Here is a 19081-nt window from a genome sequence, read left to right on the forward strand (position 1 = left end):
CGCCGCACGCGCGGCCTAGTTAACATAGGCGTAGGTGATATCTTCGAAGGTATCGCAGTTGGCAACCGGATCGGGATCACTGGCGTTTCGCTGGTAGATCCCGCTCAGGTCCCGGTCTGCGCGCACGGTGTAGCTGGCGACTGCAGAGATTTCGCTGTCATCGAAGGTGAAGGGCTCACCGATGATCGGCTGATAGTCGTAGCTGATTTCCACGAACATCACGGCCTCGTCTTCGAACGCAATCACTTCCTCTCCGGCAGGCCCCATGCCGGGGAAATCGTCTGCCAGGGCGCCGTCTCCATCCTGGCCATAGGAGCTGGTGTGGTTCTTGAGGCCGACACAGCGCTGCCAGTTGATGAACTGCTGATCGTCCGTGTCCGGCAATACCTCCAGGCTGCTGAGTATCACGCGGCCATGGGCATAGAGGTCGATCGTCGCGCCGCCCTGCAACTGTGCGCCGTAGAACAGGTCGTTGATATCGCCTTCGTAGATCCTGCGATCCTCGATCATCGACTGGTCACCGATGCGAGAGGCATTGTCCGCGATAAGATTGGCGAGCTGGGACACCTTCATCTGCACCAGGACGCGGTTTGCCACTTCCACGCCCATCAGGCCGACACCCAGGATCAGCGGAAACGTCAGCGCGAATTCCGTCATCGCAACGCCCGCAGTGTTGCGCAGCAGACGAGAGAACAGGGGCAGCCTCACGTGCAGTTCCCCGTGCCGGTGTTGATTTCCTGCAGGTTGAAGGGCTGGTTTCGCAGGATGGTGCGCGCGCGCACCGTTACGTTCTCGTCAAGGTTGATCAGACGGGCGATCGGAAACATGCGTTCGTAGGTGGCCGTGACGGTATAGACCACGGCATCGCGCGCGCCGCTGGTGGCATCCAGTGAACGGTCCGCATCCCACACGCCGTTGCCATTGATATCCTCGAACACCTCGTTGTTGTTGCAGGTGCCGTCGTTGTTGGTGTCATTGTATTCCTCTGCCATGCCGACATCGGAGTAGTTGGTGTAAGCCGCGCGCTCGAACGTTACGACCGCGCTAGGCACCACGCCCTGTACCGCGCGGGTCACCTCGGCATCCAGCGCGGCGGGATTGTTCGTAAAACGCTCGATGGTGGAATCGCGCGCGGCGTTCTGCACCGCGCCCTCGACCATCGTATCGGCGTAGAAATTGTACGACATGTCGAACAGGCCCATCAGCGTCATGACCAGCACGGGGGCAATCAGGCCGAATTCCGTGACGGTGACACCGCGCTCATCGCGGGCGAGGAAGCGCAGCACGCCGCCCATCAGTCGGTGATCCTCAGTTCGCTCATGGCGCGGGCGATGGCCTCGAAGGCGTCGTTGAGCTGCTCGGCATTGGATGCCTGGAAAGAGCGGCCCGGCCCGGCACATTCGGTCATCAGGTCGGTAAGGCCGGTGCCGAACGCGACCACCCAAACGGTGACGTTGCGGTTCTTCACCTGTTCGCAGGCGACGCCGAACCGGTTCTCGATCACCTGGGGCAATGTTTCGCTGGAGGAGTCCGGATCCCAGCGGCGCTGGTCCAGCCCGTCCACGCCGTATACGCCGTAAGCCAGGTCGTAGGGCTCCGTCTGTCCGTCCGTCAGCCAGATCATGTGGCGGCTGCGCTGGCGACCTTCGGTATCGGCGTTTTCCGCGGCGAAGATGCCGGTGGGTGAGATCAGGCGGCCGCCCCAGATCATGCCGATATCGTGGTAGGTCGCGCCATAAGGCACCAGTGTGGCAAGATAGGTATCCAGCTGGTCCGCCGACATCACGTCCAGCTTCTTCGCTGCTGCCGGACAGTCCGAGAACCACCAGGTGCCGCTGTCGACATATTCGTTGGTCGTGCGGTGCTTGCGCGTATCGAAGTTGCCACTGCCGTTCGCTTCGATCCGGCGCACGTAGATTTCTTCAGGATAGCGCGGGCGCCACTGGGTAGCCGGATCGCCCGGCGTGGGCACCAGGTCGATATTCAGGTCCAGCGCCTGATCGAAATCGACATTGTCATAGTCGGTGATTTCGTAAGTATCGCGCTCTTCGATGCATCCGCCGGTCTCGGTGCGCCAGTTGCTGACGTCGCGAGTAATCTCGTCGTATTCCCAGACGATGCGATCGAAACTGGGCACCTCGCGTACACGCTCGTAACGCTCGATGTAATTGACGTCCGTGCTCTTCATCACGCGGCATGTCTGGCCACTGCGCCATGTCGTGTAACGCGTGCCATTCTGGATGCGCTGCATCGGCTGGACTTGCAGGACTGCGGCAGGCTCAGCTTGTGTCTGGACGTAACCGGCACCGTTCTGGGTGTCCGTGTAACTCCACGAGTTCGCAGGGCGCGAACCGTTGCAGCTCCACCAGCCGGACTGGTCGGCGTTCGCCGGTTCGTTCCACGTCGCGGCGTAGGTGGATATCTCCTGCCAGTTGCTGCGACTGCCAGACACGTAGGTCCAATTACGGTTGAAGGTACGTCCGATATTCTCGTTGGGCAAACGCTGACCAGTATCGGTGCGGCCCTGGTAATGCCACGTGCTGACAACCCACTCGTCCAGCAACAGGTTGCCCACATTCACATTGGTGGCGTAGGGCACGAACCCGTAACGGATTTCAGTGCCTGGTGCCTTACCGCCCTCGACGACGGCGTAAAAGTCGCGGATCGTCTGCTTGAGCGTCTCGATGCGCGACAAGCTGTCACCCGGATTGCTGTGGCGCATCGAACCCGTGGTATCGATCACCATCATCACGTCGAGATTGCTGAAGTTGAGGATCGCTTCGCACTCTACCGAGATGTCGAGGTTCTCCTGTCCGAAAATGCGCATCAGCGTGGTCGGCACGTCGACAGAGGCAAAACCGGAAATGGCGTAGTCGTTCTCCAGCTGCATCGCGAACGCGCGGTTGCTGGTGCCGTATACGCCGTCACGGAAATTGATGTTGAAGAAGCGCTGGCCGGTAGAGGCCACATCGCCGGGAACCTCGCCATCCACCACCACGGTCGCACCCAGCCTTTGGCGGGCCGCCAGCACACCGGCATCGCAGGCCTGCTGCAACTGAACCTGTGAAAGATAGCCCCGGCCCATGTCGATCGCGCCGCCGATCAGGCCCAGGAGCGGGAAAAGGGCAGCGGCCAGCATGGCAGCCACATTGCCCGAGCGATCCCGCAAGAGGCGGCGGAGGAAGCCTGCGCCATGGGCGCGGCGGGATGGGCGAGGTGCTATCACAGCATCCCCCAATACCGACCAACCCTGATTTGATCGTTTAGGATCAGGGTTAAGAAATTCATGAATTCGAAAAGGGGGCGGCAGGCACCGGCATGGGTCCAGCCAGATGGCCCGTTGAGCTACACCAGGAAGATCGGGCGGGTGTAGGTGATGAAAGGAAACTCGATACCCGCAAAGCCCAGGAAGCTCTCGATCTGGTAGGAAACCACCAGCTGGATTTCGGTAGCCCCGTCCACGCGCTGTGTACCGGGCGTCGTGACGACCGCATTGACCCGCGATTGTTCCAGCAGATAGGGCGCGCCGAGGGCGTGGTTTTCGGCCCAGGTCTCGATCTGCGAATTCGAGATCGTGTTGCCGGTCTGGTATTGGACCATGGCATAGCGCGCGACGTCGGACGAAAGCCCGCGCAGCGCGTTGTAGTTCTGGAAGGCAATGCCGACCTGCAGCACACCGACCATCATCAGGATCAAAGCCGGGGAAAGCAGGGCGAACTCGATCGCGCTCGCGCCTTTTTCGTCATGGCGAATACGGGAAAGCAGGCATTTGATCTTCATCGCAATCATCCGATCTGCACCGTGCGGCTGACATTGTAGGTAAAGCCCTCGCCAACACCCCATTTGGTCCAGATCGGGGCGTAGCTGTCGGTCAGGTCGACACGGATGAACTTGTACTGCACCCCGCCGCCGCAGCTGTCGGCCACGGTGACGTAGTCTGTGGTCGTGCCGCAACGATAGATCTCGGTCACGGTGATCTGGTCCGTGGTCAGTCCACTCGAGGTTGCCAGGACATCGCGCACCGTAGTGCGTTGCGCTTCGGTTTCGGGGATCACGGCGCGCACGATCGACGCAGCTTCGGCAGCCGCGCTTTGCAGGTCTGTCTGACGGGCGACCATCGTGGCCACTTCGAACCCGCCCAATGCCATGATCAGCAGCACCGGCGCGACGAAGGCCATCTCGATTGCCATCGAGCCTGTTTCGTCGCGCCCGATGCATGACATCCGGCGAAAGGGACGGGCAAGGGCGTTCATCATGCAACGAGCCTAACTTTGGATGCGGTGCTCACCACCGTGGTGTCTTCGTTCGATCCGGCTGGGCAGAACGTCTGCATGTCGGTCGTGCCGGTCAGGGTGATATTCCTCGCGGCAATCATCAGGCACTGGCTTGTCACGCCCGCCGTGCCGGCAAAGAACACCTCGCTGGCCGGGAAATACATCGTGCCGTTCAGGATGGTATTGGCATTGCCGTTGATCCTCTGGCCATTGTTGCCCGCACCAGGCCCGTCGCGGTCCTCGAAAACCAGCATGCCGGCAAGGGCATTGGCGTCATCGGGAGTTACCCCGACACCCATCAGATCGGATGCGGTCATGGCAGTAAGGTTCACATCGGCGCCGCCGTTGATCACGATAGAGGCACCGTTGTAGAGCACGAACATTACGCCCGCGCCGCTTACTTCGTGCTGCCCGTTGATCTGCAGCGAACCGCCATCGATGTTGTAAACGCCCGGCGCGAATGCAGTGTCACAGCCGACATGGATGTTCGTGTAAGTGCCGGGACGGACGTTGCCGGCTTCCCCGCCTTCGACGACGCGCACGTCGGAATAGGTGGTCGTCTTGTGGTTTTCGCGGCGCTGCCACTTCTTGTTCTGGCCTTTTCCGCCCAGATCGCGCCACACGACTTCGTCGACAACCTCGGTGCCCGCAACGGTTCCGTTGGCCACCAGCACGTCGTCATCGCTGCTCGATACATCGGAGCTCTGCAGGCCCTCGGGATTCTCCCACGGTTCGAGATTATTCTGGTTTGGACCCTGCCAGTACGAATATTCCGTAACGGTGCGAATATCGACATCGGCAAAGGTCGTGTCGCTTTCGCCAGAGCAGGTATAGGTCCGCGAAATCCGGGATTCGGTAGGGTTGGGCGGATCAAGCTCGGCGAACGGATCGTAGAGCCCGGTCATGTATTCCATGATCACGTCGTCGGTGTTGTTCTTCAGCCATTCGTCGATCCCCCCGGCCGAAAGGATCCATCCCGCCTGGATTTCCGGGTTACCGTTCACCTTGATCGAAAGTTCGTCGGTCGAGAGTGCAGCCATGCCGCAGCTAGCGGTCAAAACCGCGTTACCGCCGATGGTGATGGCACCGGTATCGTCGAGGTCGGTCGCGATCAGGCAGCTGGTGAAGGTCACGCCTTCCTCGAAACTGGCCTGTGCGTAGGCATAGACGGAGGAGGAGCTGCCGGTGAGGAAGCTGGAGAAAGGAAGCTCTTTCGATGCGGTGGCCGAAACGGCGACGGAATTGTTGGAGCCGCCTGCAAAGTCTGCCAGTCGCACCTCGGGGTCGGAACTGAACCCTTCCACCACGGAGAGGTTGGCCGCGAATTCCTGCTGCGCGCGCAGCTGGTATGTTCCCTCGGTTTCCGATTCCGCCGCTGCCCAGGCCCCTGCGACTGCGGCCTGATCCACCGCGAACTGCAATTCGCGTTTCCACATGTACCACTGGGTAACGTCGACCCCCAGGCCTGCGCCGCCAATGAGAACCGGCATGCCGAGTGCGACGAGCAAGGTCGCATTGCCGCTTCGACAGCTTGCAATTTCGCCTAGTGCATTGCGGATGAACTTGCGGATCATTGGGTACACCTACGAATGAAACCATCTAAGATCGCGTAGTTACGTCGAGCGTGGTTTCGCGGAGGTAACGCGGTGGGGTTAACAAGATGTTTGCCCTGATCTTCCGCAGGTATTCGGCTGGCGCACCGCAACAACCCGGGGCGCTCGCGCTATTGGCCACTGGGTTCGGCGCTGAGGGCGGCCTGCGCAAGCCCCCCGATGTGCGGCTTTGACTCTGGCAGGCATTTCGGGCGAAGGGGCGCTCCATGTCTTCCGATCTGGTCGAAACCCTGCCCCTCGCAAACCGGCTGGCGCTCTCGTATGCCCCGCGCACATGCCGCGAGGACGTGCTCGCGCTGCTGGCGCTCGACGCGCGGCTTGCCGGTATCGTGCGCGGCGATGGAGAGCCAATCATCGCGCAGATGAAACTGGCCTGGTGGCGGGAACGGCTGGCGCAGGATCCGCAGGACTGGCCGCTGGGAGAGCCGCTGCTTGCGCTGCTGCGCGCGGGAAAGCTGGATACCACGGCCTTGCAGCCGCTCGTCGATGGCTGGGAAGCCCTGCTGGCGGACGCTCTGGACGAGACCGTGGTTGAGGCGTTCGCGGCGGGGCGCACGGCCCTGTGGCAAACCCTTGCCGCGGCCCACGGCGGCAGTAGCGCAGATGTCGCTCAGGCGGCGCGGGAACAGGCCATGACCGACCTCGCCCTCAATCTCGGTACGAGGGAGGAGGCCGGGACGGCACGCGATCTGGCCAATGCGCAGAAATGGCAACGGTCCCGCTTGCCGGCACCCTTGCGCCCGCTGGCAATCCTGCACGGCTTGTCCCGCCGCGCGCTTCAGCGCGGTGCGGAAGAACTGCTGGACGGTCCCGGTGCAATGGCTGCCGTTTTGCGCCTTGGAATCCTGGGCAGATAACGTAAGTTCCCCGAATCCAAGGGGAATTACTTATGAACCGCGTTATTCTCGGCGCATTCGCGGCGCTGCTTCTGGTGGCTCTCGGCCTGTTCTGGGTACAGGGAAGGGCGCAGGTCGAAGAAGGGGCTCCGCCGCCCGAAGCCGAAAGTGCCGAGCAGGCTGTCGATCCCGATGCTCTGCCCAGCGCCGATGTGGCCGATCTGACCGGACCCGCACCGCCCGAAGCCAGCGAACTGACCCGCGAGCAGCGCCGGTTTTTCCGCTATGACCGGAACCGCGACCTGAAGATAACCCGCAACGAGATGCTCTCTACCCGTACCGACGGGTTCCGGCGCCTCGATACCGACGGCAACAACCTGCTGACTTTCGAGGAGTGGGCGATCACCACCGGTACGCGCTTTGCCGAGATGGACGCGAACGGAGACAAGGAACTGACCCAGGCCGAATTCGCCACCAGCGCGCCGGCACCGCGCAGGACATCGCGCCCAAGCTGCAATTGCTGATGCGTCAGGCAGGCACCTTCATGCCCGCCAGCCATTCACCGAAATCGGCCTTGGCGCGGGTTGTGTAGGCTTCCTTGCGCTGCTTCTTCTTCACCTCGTGCAGCGGCGGGAAGAGGCCGAAATTCACGTTCATCGGCTGGAAGTGCGCGGCATCCGCATCGCCTGTGATGTGGCTCAGCAGTGCGCCCATCGCGCTGGTTGCAGGGGGAGGGGACCACGCCTCTCCCACAAGCTCGCTCGCCGCCATCATGCCCGCCATCAGGCCCACGGCGCTGCTTTCGACATAGCCCTCGCACCCGGTAACCTGCCCGGCGAACCGGATGTGGGGCGCGCTTTTCAGGCGCAGCTGGCGATCCAGCAGTTCGGGTGAGTTGATGAAGGTGTTGCGGTGCAATCCGCCAAGCCGCGCGAACTCCGCATTTTCCAGGCCGGGAATTGTGCGGAACAGCTCTACCTGCGCGCCGTATTTCATTTTGGTCTGGAAGCCGACCATGTTCCACAAGGTGCCCAGCTTGTTATCCTGCCGCAATTGCACCACCGCATAGGGCCAGCGGCCTTGCGGGTGCTCTTCCGTGCGGTCGTGCGGGTTGTCGAGGCCGACGCCTTTCATCGGGCCATATCGCAGGGTTTCGATACCGCGCTCTGCCATCACCTCGATGGGCATGCAGCCATCGAAATAGGGGGTGTTGGCCTCCCATTCCTTGAACTCGCCCTTTTCGGCTTCAAGCAAGCCTTGCACGAAAGCCTCGTACTGCGCCTTGTCCATCGGACAGTTGATGTAGTCGCCATCCTCGTTCGAGGCCGCCGTCGTCTTGTTCCAGCGCGACTGGATCCACGCCTTGCTCATGTCGATGCTGTCGCGATAGACGATGGGCGCAATGGCATCGAAAAAGGCGAGCCGGTCCTCGCCGGTGGCACTGACGATGCTCTCCGCAAGGCTTGCGGCGGTGAGCGGGCCGGTGGCAACGACGGTCAGGCCCTCGGCGGGCAACCGGTCCACCTTTTCGCGCACGACTTCGATATTCGGATGCTGCTCGAGCCGCTTCTGCACCTCTGCGCTGAACACGTCACGATCGACTGCCATGGCGCTGCCTGCGGGCACGCGGGCGACTTCGCCAGCGGCCATGATGATGGAATCGAGTCGCCGCATCTCGTGATGCAGCAGGCCGACCGCATTCTTCTCATCGTCGTCACTGCGGAAGGAGTTGGAGCACACCAGTTCCGCCAGGCCATTGGTCTGGTGCGCAGCGGTCATTTCGCCGCTTCCCCGCATTTCGGAAAGGCGCACTTTCACGCCCCGCTGCGCGAGTTGCCATGCCGCTTCGCTGCCTGCGAGACCGCCGCCGATAATATGTACCTGATGTGCCATGGCGCGGCAGATAAGCGTTCACGGGCGCTGGCGCAAACAAAGAGGCGCGGCTAGTGAAACCCCATGCCTCCCAAGCAGCCCCATCCCGCATTGGCGCAGAAACGCCCGTTCCTGCTGCTCAGCGTCGTTGCCGCGCTATCCTACTATTACCTGCAGGCGACCGATCTGCCGGAATTGTACCTTATTCCCATCAAGGGCTTTGGCGTCGGTTTCCTGGCGATCTACGCCTACCTGCGTCACCAGAGCGGGGATTCGCACCGCCTCGCGCTTGCCTTGGCCGTGGCCGCGGTGGCCGACATGGCCATCGAGTTCGACCTGCGCGTGGGCGCGGCGGTGTTCTTTGTGTTCCACATGCTGGCGGTGTCGCTTTTCATGCGGCATTCGCGCGGCAAGCTGCACGGTGCGGACCAGTGGGCCTTCCTCGCCATTCTCATCCTGCCGCCGGTTATCGGCTATTTCCTGCCGTACGACCGAACCATTGGATGGGTTGTCGCGATCTATGGCGTGGCGCTCAGCCTGATGGCGGCGAGTGCTTGGATGAGCGACTTTCCACGTATGCGAGTGGCGACCGGCGCATTGCTGTTCGTGCTGTCGGACATGCTGATATTCGCCCGCCTGGGCCCGCTATCGGGCAGCGAGGTGCCGGAATACCTTGTCTGGCCGATCTACTACCTGGGCCAGTTCCTGATTACCGTGGGCGTCGTCACGACCTTGCGGAAGCGGAACCCCGAACTGCGGGTGGCATGGCGGCGGGAGGACTAGCCTTCAGGCCCAGCCTGCTTCGCGCATGGCGTAGCCGTCATTCCAGATCTTGGTCATGTGCGCGATTTTGCCGTTCCTGAACCGGAAGACATAGCAATAGTCCGAAGCGATGGTTTTGCCGGTTGGCGGAACCGGCCCGCCTTCATCGGAATGGGTCGCCTTGAAGACAGCCGCGCCCACGAAGGTCCCCGCCTCTTCGTCCGCTCCGCAGGCAAGCATCTCGTAGCTCATGTTCGGCAATGGCTCGAGGAGATGAGCCATCCATTCGGTATAGCCTTCGATCGTCGTTACATCCGTCAGTGCATCAGCCTGCGCGGTGAAAACGGCATCGGGCTGACACCATTCCTTGCAGACTTCCCAGCCCTTGCCGGTTTCGCATGCGTCGAAGAACGCCAGTGCATCGGATTTGATCGACATTATCTTTCCCCCAAGACGTAGGGAGCGATCCTACGTCATCGGGGGAAAGTAGCGACTCAATTCTCGTTGCCGTCACTTTCGATATTGTCGTCCCGGTCCAGGGTCGTGTGGGGCTGGGTCTCGTCCCCACCGCCGCGGCGTTCGAGTATCTCCTCGACGATCGCCTCTTCGGCCTCGTTCTCCGGGCTCTCATCCTCGTCGATGCGCGCCGCGCCGACGATGTGTTCGCCCTTGGAAACGTTGAAGATACGCACGCCCGAGGATCCGCGTCCGATGATCGAGAAGCCTTCGTGGTTTTCAAAACCGCCCTCGACCAGATGGCGGAACATGATCGGCAGGCGGATCAGCTTGGCCTGATCGGTCACCAGCATCAGCTGCATCCCGTGGCGCACGGGGAAGCTGGCGACGACGGGGCCGTTGCGGTCCTCCTGGCTGGGCGTACCGATGTTGGTAATCCCCTGTCCGCCACGCCCGGTGGTGCGATATTCGTAGGCGCTGGAGATCTTGCCGTATCCGTTGGCGGTGATGGTGAGGATGAACTCCTCGCGCTCCGTCATGGATTCCGCCTTTTCGGCAGGAAGCGTGTGTTCGGTATCGTTGTTCTTCCAGGCTGCTGCACGCAGGTAGGCCTCGCGCATTTCCGGGTCCGCATCGTGCGAATCGAGAATGGCCAGCGAGACGACCTTCGCATCGTCCTTCAGCGTCATCCCGCGCACACCGATGCCGGTGCGGCTCTTGGTCTCGCGCGCATCGGTGGCGGCGAAGCGGATGGCCTTGCCAGCGTCGGAAGCGAGGAAGATTTCCTGTTCTTCGTTCAGCAGGCGCACGCCGATCAGCCGGTCGCCGCTGCCTTCGACGAAGCCCATCGCATACTTGCCCCCGGTGGGCACGTTGGTGAAGGCATCCATGGAATTGCGGCGCACCATGCCCTGCTCGGTCGCGAAGACGATGTTGAGTGCTTCCCAGTCGTTTTCGTCCTCAGGCAGGGGCAGCACGTTCGTAACGCGCTCCTCGTCGCCCAGGGGCAGCAGGTTGACCATCGGACGGCCCTTCGTCTGCGGACCACCTTCGGGCAGCTTCCACACCTTCAGGCGATAGACGCGGCCCGTATTGGTGAAGAACAGCACGGGGTTGTGGGTCGAGGTGACGAACATCTCGACCACCGCATCCTCTTCCTTCGTCGCCATGCCGCTGCGGCCCTTGCCGCCGTGGCGCTGGGCGCGGAAGGCTTCCAGCGGGGTGCGCTTGATGTAGCCGGAGTGGGTGACGGTCACGACCATCTCCTCCCGCTCGATCAGGTCCTCGTCATCGATCCCATCCCAGGCGGGCGCGATTTCGGAAACGCGCGGCGTGGCGAACTGGTCGCGCACTTCCTGCAGTTCCTCACGCATCACGCCGTACAGCTTGGCGCGGTCGGCCAGCAGCGAGAGGTAGTATTCGATCTTGTCGGCCAGTTCCTGCAACTCGTCGCCGATCTCGTCACGGCCCAAGGCCGTCAGGCGATGCAGGCGGAGGTCGAGAATGGCTTTCACCTGCCGCTCGGAAAGCTGGTAGGTTCCCTCGGCCTCGTCCGTCGTGGGTTCGATGGCTTCGACAAGGCGGATATACTGCGCGATGTCGCCGATCGGCCATTCCTTGGCGAGCAGCTTGGCACGCGCGATCTGCGGGTTGGAAGAACCGCGGATCATGGCCACAACCTCGTCGAGGTTGGACACCGCGACCACCAGGCCAAGCAAGATGTGCGCCCGGTCACGCGCCTTGTTCAATTCATACTTCGTGCGCCGCGTGATGACCTGCTCGCGAAAGCTGATGAAGCTGGAGATGAACTCGCGCAGGTCCAGCGTTTCCGGCCTGCCGCCGCGAATGGCCAGCATGTTGGCGGGGAAGCTGGATTGCGCGGGCGTGTGCCGCCAAAGCTGGTTCAGCACCACTTCCGGCGTGGCGTCGCGCTTCAGCTCGATCACCACGCGCACACCGGCGCGAGAGGATTCGTCGCGAATGTCGGAGATGCCCTCGATCCGCTTTTCCTTCGCGGCATCGGCAATCTTCTCGACGAGGCCGGCCTTGCCCACCTGGTAGGGGATGGAGGTCAGCACGATCGACTGGCGGTCGTTCTTGCCCGTCTCGATCTCGTGACGGCTGCGCTGCAGGATCGAACCGCGCCCGGTGGTATAGGCAGACCGCGCGCCGCTCTTGCCGAGGATCAGCGGGCCGGTGGGAAAGTCAGGACCCGGAATGATCTCGTGCAGCTGCTCTGCCGTGATGCCCGGATCGTCCATGTAGGCAAAGCAGCCGTCGATCACTTCGCCCAGGTTGTGCGGCGGAATGTTGGTGGCCATGCCCACCGCGATACCGCCTGCGCCGTTCACCAGCAGGTTGGGATAGCGCGCGGGCAGGACAGACGGCTCTTTCTCCGAACCATCGTAGTTGTCGACGAAATCGACGGTGTCCTTGTCGAGATCGCTCAGCAGCGGGTCCGCCGCCTTGGCCAGACGGCTTTCGGTGTAACGCATGGCCGCCGGGGGATCGGGGTCCATCGAGCCGAAGTTGCCCTGGCCATCGATCAGCGGCAGGCGCATCGACCATGGCTGCACCATCCGGGCCAGCGCATCGTAGATCGCGCTGTCGCCGTGCGGGTGGTACGAACCCATCACTTCACCGACGATCTTGGCCGATTTGCGATACGGACGGGTGGAGGTGTAGCCGCCGACCTGGGCGGCGTAGAGGATGCGGCGGTGCACGGGCTTCAACCCGTCGCGAACGTCGGGGAGCGCACGGCTGACGATCACGCTCATCGCGTAATCGAGATAGCTCGTCTTCATCTCATCGACGATGTCGATGCGTTCAAATTCGCCCGGACCTTCCGGGGCGCCAGGCGTTTCGTTCTGGTCGCTCACTAAACTGTCATTCCATTATGGTTCTGGTTGCCTGTTAATGTAGGGAAGGGGGGCGACAGGCACCATAGCAGCAGGGCGAAACGCCCGGTAAAACGGGCCGTTTTCCACACCTCACCGCGCCTTTTCTGAATTTTACCGTCTTACCCCGTTAAAACGCCGTTCAGCGCGCAATCTGTAGGACATGTTTGCAATCCCGGCCTTAGTGTGCATGAGGCCACAGCCGGGAACGACAGGCAGCCGACAAGGATTGGATGCCTGCCATAGAATTACCAGGAGAGAGTACCAATATGCTTCGCGCCTTCCGCCCCACTCGCAATACCTCCATTCGCGGTACCGTTGCCGGTTTCGCCCTTGCCGTCGCCATTGCTGGCGGCGTGTCGATGGGTTCGGCTGCGGTCACGTCCGACGCGGCATTCGCCCAGGAGGAACAGCGCAATTCGCAAGGTTTTGGCGAAGCATACCAGCCCGTCGCCAACATGGTGCAGCCTGAAACCGCCAACTTTGAGGGCGCGAAAGCGGCCATTCCGACAGTGATCGCCGCGATCGAGAACCAGAAGGACCGCCAGGTTGCCGGTAACCTCATCCTTAACATCGGTACCAACCTCTCCGATCCGGCGTTGCAGCGCCAGGGCCTCGAGATGATGCTGGAAAGCGGACTGACCCCTGCCGAGCAGGTTGGCCAGTTCAACTACTACGTCGGCAGCTTTGCCTACAACGCGCAGGATTACGCCGCTGCACGCGCGGCGATGAATGCAGCGCTGGCTGGCGGCTATGTCGACAACGATAGCGACGACCGCAACGATCCGGCATACATCATCCTTCAGTCCTACCTTGCCGAAGGGAACGTGGCTGCTGGCCTTGAACATCTGAACGAAGTGGCAACCGCGCGTAAGGCTGCTGGCCAGGCCATCCCGGAACAGTGGCTGCTGGTGGGCCTGCAGAAATCCTACGACGAGGAACTCAGCGACCAGGCTCTGAACGTTTCGGAAATGCTGCTTGCGGAATACCCCACGGCAACGAACTGGAAGAACAGCCTGCAGGTTGTGAACGCGCTCAATGAATTCGATCCCGAAGCGCGCGTGGACCTCTACCGCCTGATGCGCGTCACCGATGCGCTTTCGCAGCGGCAGGAATTCATTCGCTACATCGAAGACCTCGATCCGCGCGTGATGTCGAACGAAGTGCAGGATGTCCTTGCTGCGGGCACCGCCGCTGGCGTGTTCTCGTCTGACGATCCGTATTACGTCGAGGTGAAGGGCATTGCCGACACCCGCGCGCCGCAGGATCGCAACGGTATCGACCGTATCGTGCGCGATGGTGAGACCGGCGATTCGCTCGACGCGATGAGTGCAGGTGATGTGCTTTACTCGCTCGGCGATTTCTCCCGCGCGGAAGGCATGTATCGCATGGCGCTTGAAAAGGGTGCCGATGCCGCCACGGCAAACACCCGGATCGGGATTGCCCAGGCAGAGCAGGGCAACTACGCCGCTGCTCTGGAAACCTTCGGTACGGTCGACGGCGCCCGCGCTCCGATCGCCCGCATGTGGGCCGCCTATGCTGCTTCGATGATGTAAGACCATCTTCACAATACAAGTTTGAAAAGGGCGCGGAAATTTCGGTTTCCGCGCCCTTTTTTTGTGCCTTGCGCCGGCCGAAACTTGGTTTAGCATCTTCATCGGGAGAGGAAATTCAGGGGGGTTCTCGATGCGAAGATTCTTGCTTGCGCTTATGGTTCTGTTCGGGGTGCTTGCACGCCCTGCCTTGGCACAGGAAATGGAGCTGCCACCGGAAGTCCAGCAGATGCTGGATAGTCTGCAACCGCAGCGCGGCACGGTGGAGATCGCGGCGGCCGATGCCACGCTAGACCTTGGCGACCAGTACGATTTCTACGCGGCAGACGATGCGCGCACGATCCTGGTCAATCTGTGGGGCAACCATCCGGACGAGGCGACCGGGGTGCTGGGGCTGGTCATGCCAGCAGGCGCGTCACCCCTTTCCGACGCCTGGGGCGCGGTCGTCACCTATGAAGCGACCGGCTTCGTGTCGGACGAAGATGCCGCCGATGCCGACTACAACGAACTGATGGATGCCATGCGCGAAGGCTCGGTCGAACTGAACGAGGAGCGCCGCGCGCAGGGGTATCCTGGCGTCGATATTCTGGGCTGGGCGCAGTCTCCCGCATACGATGCAGGCACCCATTCGGTGATCTGGGCGCGTGAACTCGATTTCGACGATACCGACGTGAATACGCTCAACTATGACCTGCGCACGCTGGGGCGCAGCGGTGTGCTGAGTATCAACCTGATTTCGAGCATGCCGAACCTGGCGGAGATCCAGACCGCGGCGAATGACTTCGCCAGCCACGCCGCTTTCAATCCGGGTGCGCGGTATTCCGACTATCAGGAAGGCGATCCGCGCGCGGGATATGGCATTGCCGGCCTTGTGGCTGGCGGTGCCGGCCTCGCCGTGGCGAAGAAGGCCGGCGTGCTGGCGGTGCTGCTGAAGTTCATCAAGCCGATCCTCCTCGGAGCGGTCGTGCTGTTCGGAGCCTTCGCCGGGCGCATCAAGCGGTTCTTCGTGGGAGAAGAACCACACGAAGAGTACTACGAGGAAGACTACGCTGCGGACGGCTATGCGGAGCAGCCGATGGCATACGAAGGCGCGGTACCCGCTGGCATCGAGCAGGAGCCTGAACCGCCAAGAGCCTGACGGGCATCGCCGCGATCAGGAAAAAGGGGAGGATAGCAGGGCTGTCCTCCCCTTTTTTGTGTCAGACGTTGAACTTGAACAGCAGGACGTCGCCATCCTTCACCAGGTATTCCTTGCCTTCCTGGCGCAGCTTGCCGGCCTCGCGCGCCGGCCCTTCGCCGCCCAGCGAAACGTAATCATCGAAGGCGATGGTTTCGGCGCGGATGAAGCCCTTTTCGAAATCGGTGTGGATTTCACCGGCGGCCTGCGGTGCCTTGGCGGTGCCGGGCGTGGTCCACGCGCGCGCTTCCTTCGGGCCGGCGGTGAAGAAGGTCTTCAGGTCGAGTAACTGGTAGCCTGCGCGGATCACGCGGGCGAGGCCGCTCTCTTCCAGACCCAGTTCGGCGAGGAATTCCTTGCGCTCTTCAGGCTCCATGCCGACCAGTTCGGATTCGATGGCTGCGGAAACGACAACGGCCTGGGCCCCTTCGGCCTTGGCTTTTGCGAACACCTTTTCGGACAGCGCGTTGCCGCTCGCCGCGTCTTCCTCCGCGACATTGCAGACGTAGAGCACGGGCTTCGCCGTCAGCAGCTGCGCCTGGCGGAACAGGCGCGCCTCTTCGTCGTCGTTCGGCTCTACCAGGCGTGCGGGCTTGCCGTCGCGCAACAGTTGCAGCGCCTGGCCCAGCACGCTGGCCAGCGCCTTTGCTTCCTTGTCTCCCGCAGTGGCTCGCTTGGCGGCGTTGTCGACGCGCTTTTCCAGGCTTTCGAGGTCGGACAGCATCAGTTCGGTCTCTACCACCTCGGCATCGGCAATGGGATCGACCTTGTTGGCGACGTGCTGGATGTCGTCATCCTCGAAGCAGCGCAGCACGTGAACAATGGCGTCGACTTCGCGAATGTTGCCCAGGAACTGGTTGCCGAGCCCTTCGCCCGAACTGGCGCCTTTCACCAATCCTGCGATATCCACGAACGAGAGCTGCGTGTGGATGATCTTCGCGCTCCCGGCGATCTTGGCGATCTTGTCCAACCGGTCGTCCGGCACGGCGACCTGGCCGACATTGGGCTCGATAGTGCAGAACGGATAGTTCGCGGCCTGTGCGGCCTGCGTTTCGGTAAGGGCGTTGAAAAGGGTAGACTTGCCGACATTGGGCAGACCCACGATCCCACAGCGGAATCCCATAATTTGCGTGCCTTCTAGCGAATGAAACTGGTGTTGCGCCGCGCCTTAGACGGGTGTGATGCGGAAAGCCAGCGCGGGCAGGGGCCCCCATAGCCGGTAAACCGCTTCTAAACTCTGGTTCGCTAATGGCACGCCATGAAAAAGAAGCTCAGGTTCGTCACGGTTGGTGCGATGGCGCTGGCGCTGGCCGCGTGCGGCATCTCGCCAGAAGAGCGCATGGACCGCGCCGCGCAGTCTTTCGAAGAGCACAGGTTCAGCGAAGCAAGGCTCGACCTCGGCACTCTGCTGCAAGACGATGCCGACAATCCGCAGGCGCTGGACCTGCTTGCCCGCACGCAGCTTGCCCTGGGGGACGGTATCGGTGCGGAAGCTACGCTCAGGCGGCTGCGCGAGATCGGCAATTCGCCACCCGATCACCAGCAGTTGTTGGCCGAAGCGATTATCCTTCAAGCCGATTTCGAACGCGCCCTCGTCGTGGCGCAGGCACTGGGAACGGCGGAGGGCATGCGTATCGCGGCCCTCGCGCATATCGGCCTGGGCAACAACGAAGATGCTCTCGAAGCTTTCGAGCAGGGCATGACGGCTAAGGGCGAGCGCTCTCGCCTCTATGCCGATTTTGCCCGGTTCGCGCAGGGCGCAGGAGACGGGCAGAAGGCGCGCGAACTTGCAGAGATGGCGCGGAATGCCGATCCGGACGGGCTCGATCCCCTATTGGTCAGCGCATCGATAGAACAACAATCGGGCGAGCTTTCTCGTGCACTAACCTATTTTACGGAGGCGCTTACCCACTGGCCGGAATCGCGCTCGGCCTTGCTCGGCAAGATCGGGGGCATGGACGACATGGGCCAGATCGACCAGGCGAGCGAATTGATTGCGCAGGCCGCGCGCCGGATGCCGGGCGACGTCGACGTCATCTACCTGCAGGCCCGTTTGGCCGCCGAAGAAGGGGACTGGAACGCCGTTCGCGACCTGTTGCAGCCTATCGAGGACAACGACAGCGCGCGCCAGCAACTGCTTTACGCGCGGTCGCTGGCGGAAATAGGACTGGCCGAGCAGGCGCTGCCGCGGCTGACCGGCCTGGTTCGGCAAATGCCGCAGGCAGCAGAGCCCCGGCGGGTCCTTGCCCGTGTGCAGCTGGACCTAGGAGATGCCGCTGCGGCATTCGATACGATCAGGCCGCTTGCCACCAGTCCCGAAGGCATGCCGACCGACCTCGCGATCTATGCACAGGCAGCGCGGCAATCGGGCCGAACGGATGAGGTGGGGCAAGCTTTGGCACAGACGCCGCCCGCCGAACGCGTGGCGAACCTGCTGGCGCAAGCCGACGCGCACCTGCGGGCAGAGCGCTGGTCAGCAGCGATCAACGCCTACGAACAACTGCGCATATGGACCGGCGATTCCAATGCCATGGTGCTGAACAACCTGGCCTATGCCAAAAGCCGCACGGGCCGCACGGCGGAAGCGATGGAACATGCGGAGGCAGCAATGGCGCTCGCGCCGGACCATCCCAATGTGCTCGATACGGCGGGCTGGCTGATGGTGCAGGGCGGCGGGAACCGGGCGCGGGGTATCGAATTGCTCGAACGCGCGGCCCGTCTGGCGCCGGAAAATGCCACCATCGCCGAGCATCTCGAACAGGCGAAGCGCGGATAAAGACAAAGGCGCCGCTTCCCGCGAAGGAAGCGACGCCCTTGTCGCTAGATCCGGTTTTCGAACCTATGCGTAGGCAGGCTGCCCCATCGCGGGTTCGCCATCGCGGCGGCGGCGACGCGTCAGGCCGACGCCAACCAGTCCAAGTGCGAGCAGTCCGATCATGCCCGGTGCCGGAACCGGCGTGCCGCCAGAAGTGGAACCGGTGGAGCTGATCGACTGGCCACTTGCCGAGGTGACCCCGCCTGCGCCGGTGATGCCCTGATAGCGGACGAAGAAATCGCTCAGCGTGATCTCGGCAGCATCGGGATCGAAAAACAGCGACAGCGTGCCCGTGCCGGTCGAACCCTCCGACACGCCGCCGCCGTTCGAGCAGGAGCCGCTATTGGCGGCCTTGAAGCAGACATCGACCGCGCCGATCTGATTGGGATACCGAGGATCGCTTGCCCGGCCATCGGTGACGAAAGAATAACTGTACGCCCCATCCACCGCAGCGCCCGAGATATCCGGGTCGACGTTGAATGCGAAACTGGAAATGTTCGACGTCAAGTCGCCGCTCGTGGTGTTGTTCACGGCATAGCCGAAGGTGTAGCTGCTGCCGGTCACATCCACGAGCGTGAACGTGATCGAACTGGTGAGATCATCGACGGTATTCGTCGAATCACCGGCAAACCCGTCGAAATCGATCGTGAAAGAAGTCCCGACATCGGTGCTGTCCAGAGTGATCGGATCAGCCAGAGCCGGAGTGGCCAGCGCAAGCGCGGCGGTGGCCGCAAGACCAGATACAAGCTTCTTCATCGCAGATTACCCCGAACAAGTGTGGTTGCCGAGATGCATTGCAATCGGCATGCCAAGCTACGTTTTCTGC

Annotated in this window: 17 protein-coding genes; 6 read left to right on the forward strand and 11 right to left on the reverse strand. The window is 62.2% G+C overall.

The window, feature by feature from the left end; genetic code table 11:
* Window positions 1-15: 15 nt before the first annotated feature.
* The 6 genes from D2V07_RS00515 to D2V07_RS00540 all read right to left on the reverse strand — a co-directional run bounded on the left by D2V07_RS00515 (window position 16) and on the right by D2V07_RS00540 (window position 5848).
* Complete coding sequence (locus D2V07_RS00515; protein WP_119584071.1) at window positions 16-708, reverse strand: TadE/TadG family type IV pilus assembly protein; 693 nt, start codon at window positions 706-708, stop codon at window positions 16-18.
* Complete coding sequence (locus D2V07_RS00520) at window positions 705-1295, reverse strand: TadE/TadG family type IV pilus assembly protein (protein WP_158586736.1); 591 nt, start codon at window positions 1293-1295, stop codon at window positions 705-707. The genes D2V07_RS00515 and D2V07_RS00520 overlap by 4 nt, the downstream gene beginning before the upstream one ends.
* Window positions 1295-3226, reverse strand: coding sequence for a TadE/TadG family type IV pilus assembly protein (locus tag D2V07_RS00525; protein WP_147366872.1), 1932 nt, complete (start codon window positions 3224-3226; stop codon window positions 1295-1297). The genes D2V07_RS00520 and D2V07_RS00525 overlap by 1 nt, the downstream gene beginning before the upstream one ends.
* A gap of 119 nt (window positions 3227-3345) precedes the next feature.
* Window positions 3346-3780 carry a TadE/TadG family type IV pilus assembly protein gene (locus D2V07_RS00530; RefSeq protein ID WP_233548186.1) on the reverse strand — a complete coding sequence of 145 codons (435 nt, stop codon included), beginning with the start codon at window positions 3778-3780 and terminating at the stop codon, window positions 3346-3348.
* Between the two features lie 5 nt (window positions 3781-3785).
* Window positions 3786-4256: a TadE/TadG family type IV pilus assembly protein gene (locus tag D2V07_RS00535; protein WP_119584075.1), complete on the reverse strand. Its 471-nt coding sequence runs from the start codon at window positions 4254-4256 to the stop codon at window positions 3786-3788.
* Window positions 4253-5848, reverse strand: coding sequence for a pilus assembly protein TadG-related protein (locus tag D2V07_RS00540; RefSeq protein ID WP_119584076.1), 1596 nt, complete (start codon window positions 5846-5848; stop codon window positions 4253-4255). The genes D2V07_RS00535 and D2V07_RS00540 overlap by 4 nt, the downstream gene beginning before the upstream one ends.
* Window positions 5849-6093: 245 nt before the next feature.
* Here D2V07_RS00540 and D2V07_RS00545 point away from each other — a divergent pair, with 245 nt between their 5' ends.
* Both D2V07_RS00545 and D2V07_RS00550 read left to right on the forward strand, forming a co-directional pair.
* Entirely contained in the window at window positions 6094-6744 is a 651-nt protein-coding gene (locus tag D2V07_RS00545) for a squalene/phytoene synthase family protein (RefSeq protein WP_119584077.1), read from the forward strand.
* Between the two features lie 32 nt (window positions 6745-6776).
* Window positions 6777-7247, forward strand: a complete 471-nt coding sequence (locus D2V07_RS00550) for an EF-hand domain-containing protein (RefSeq protein WP_119584078.1) — start codon at window positions 6777-6779, stop codon at window positions 7245-7247.
* A gap of 4 nt (window positions 7248-7251) precedes the next feature.
* On the opposite strand, the gene trmFO is transcribed toward D2V07_RS00550, so the two are convergent.
* A complete protein-coding gene (gene trmFO, locus D2V07_RS00555; RefSeq protein WP_119584079.1) occupies window positions 7252-8616 on the reverse strand; it encodes a methylenetetrahydrofolate--tRNA-(uracil(54)-C(5))-methyltransferase (FADH(2)-oxidizing) TrmFO in 1365 nt (454 codons plus the stop codon).
* 63 nt (window positions 8617-8679) lie between these two features.
* Between trmFO and D2V07_RS00560 the strand changes: the two genes are divergently transcribed.
* Window positions 8680-9378, forward strand: a complete 699-nt coding sequence (locus D2V07_RS00560; protein WP_119584080.1) for a lysoplasmalogenase family protein — start codon at window positions 8680-8682, stop codon at window positions 9376-9378.
* Between the two features lie 3 nt (window positions 9379-9381).
* Here the strand turns inward: D2V07_RS00560 and D2V07_RS00565 are convergent, their stop codons facing one another.
* Both D2V07_RS00565 and gyrA read right to left on the reverse strand, forming a co-directional pair.
* A complete protein-coding gene (locus tag D2V07_RS00565; protein WP_119584081.1) occupies window positions 9382-9795 on the reverse strand; it encodes an ester cyclase in 414 nt (137 codons plus the stop codon).
* A gap of 56 nt (window positions 9796-9851) precedes the next feature.
* Window positions 9852-12617, reverse strand: a complete 2766-nt coding sequence (gene gyrA / locus D2V07_RS00570; protein WP_199698718.1) for a DNA gyrase subunit A — start codon at window positions 12615-12617, stop codon at window positions 9852-9854.
* Window positions 12618-12979: 362 nt separating this feature from the next.
* Between gyrA and D2V07_RS00575 the strand changes: the two genes are divergently transcribed.
* The gene (locus D2V07_RS00575) at window positions 12980-14266 is read left to right on the forward strand and encodes a tetratricopeptide repeat protein (RefSeq protein WP_119584083.1); all 1287 of its coding nucleotides are present in this window, start codon (window positions 12980-12982) and stop codon (window positions 14264-14266) included.
* A gap of 199 nt (window positions 14267-14465) precedes the next feature.
* Window positions 14466-15401 carry a DUF2167 domain-containing protein gene (locus tag D2V07_RS00580; RefSeq protein ID WP_158586739.1) on the forward strand — a complete coding sequence of 312 codons (936 nt, stop codon included), beginning with the start codon at window positions 14466-14468 and terminating at the stop codon, window positions 15399-15401.
* 61 nt (window positions 15402-15462) lie between these two features.
* Here the strand turns inward: D2V07_RS00580 and ychF are convergent, their stop codons facing one another.
* Window positions 15463-16563 carry a redox-regulated ATPase YchF gene (gene ychF / locus D2V07_RS00585; protein ID WP_119584085.1) on the reverse strand — a complete coding sequence of 367 codons (1101 nt, stop codon included), beginning with the start codon at window positions 16561-16563 and terminating at the stop codon, window positions 15463-15465.
* Between the two features lie 135 nt (window positions 16564-16698).
* Here ychF and D2V07_RS00590 point away from each other — a divergent pair, with 135 nt between their 5' ends.
* Complete coding sequence (locus D2V07_RS00590; protein ID WP_119584086.1) at window positions 16699-18216, forward strand: tetratricopeptide repeat protein; 1518 nt, start codon at window positions 16699-16701, stop codon at window positions 18214-18216.
* Window positions 18217-18279: 63 nt separating this feature from the next.
* Here D2V07_RS00590 and D2V07_RS00595 read toward each other — a convergent pair whose 3' ends face one another.
* Entirely contained in the window at window positions 18280-19011 is a 732-nt protein-coding gene (locus D2V07_RS00595; RefSeq protein WP_119584087.1) for a cistern family PEP-CTERM protein, read from the reverse strand.
* Window positions 19012-19081: the final 70 nt, after the last annotated feature.

Source organism: Aurantiacibacter zhengii, assembly GCF_003584125.1.
GTDB lineage: Bacteria > Pseudomonadota > Alphaproteobacteria > Sphingomonadales > Sphingomonadaceae > Alteraurantiacibacter > Alteraurantiacibacter zhengii.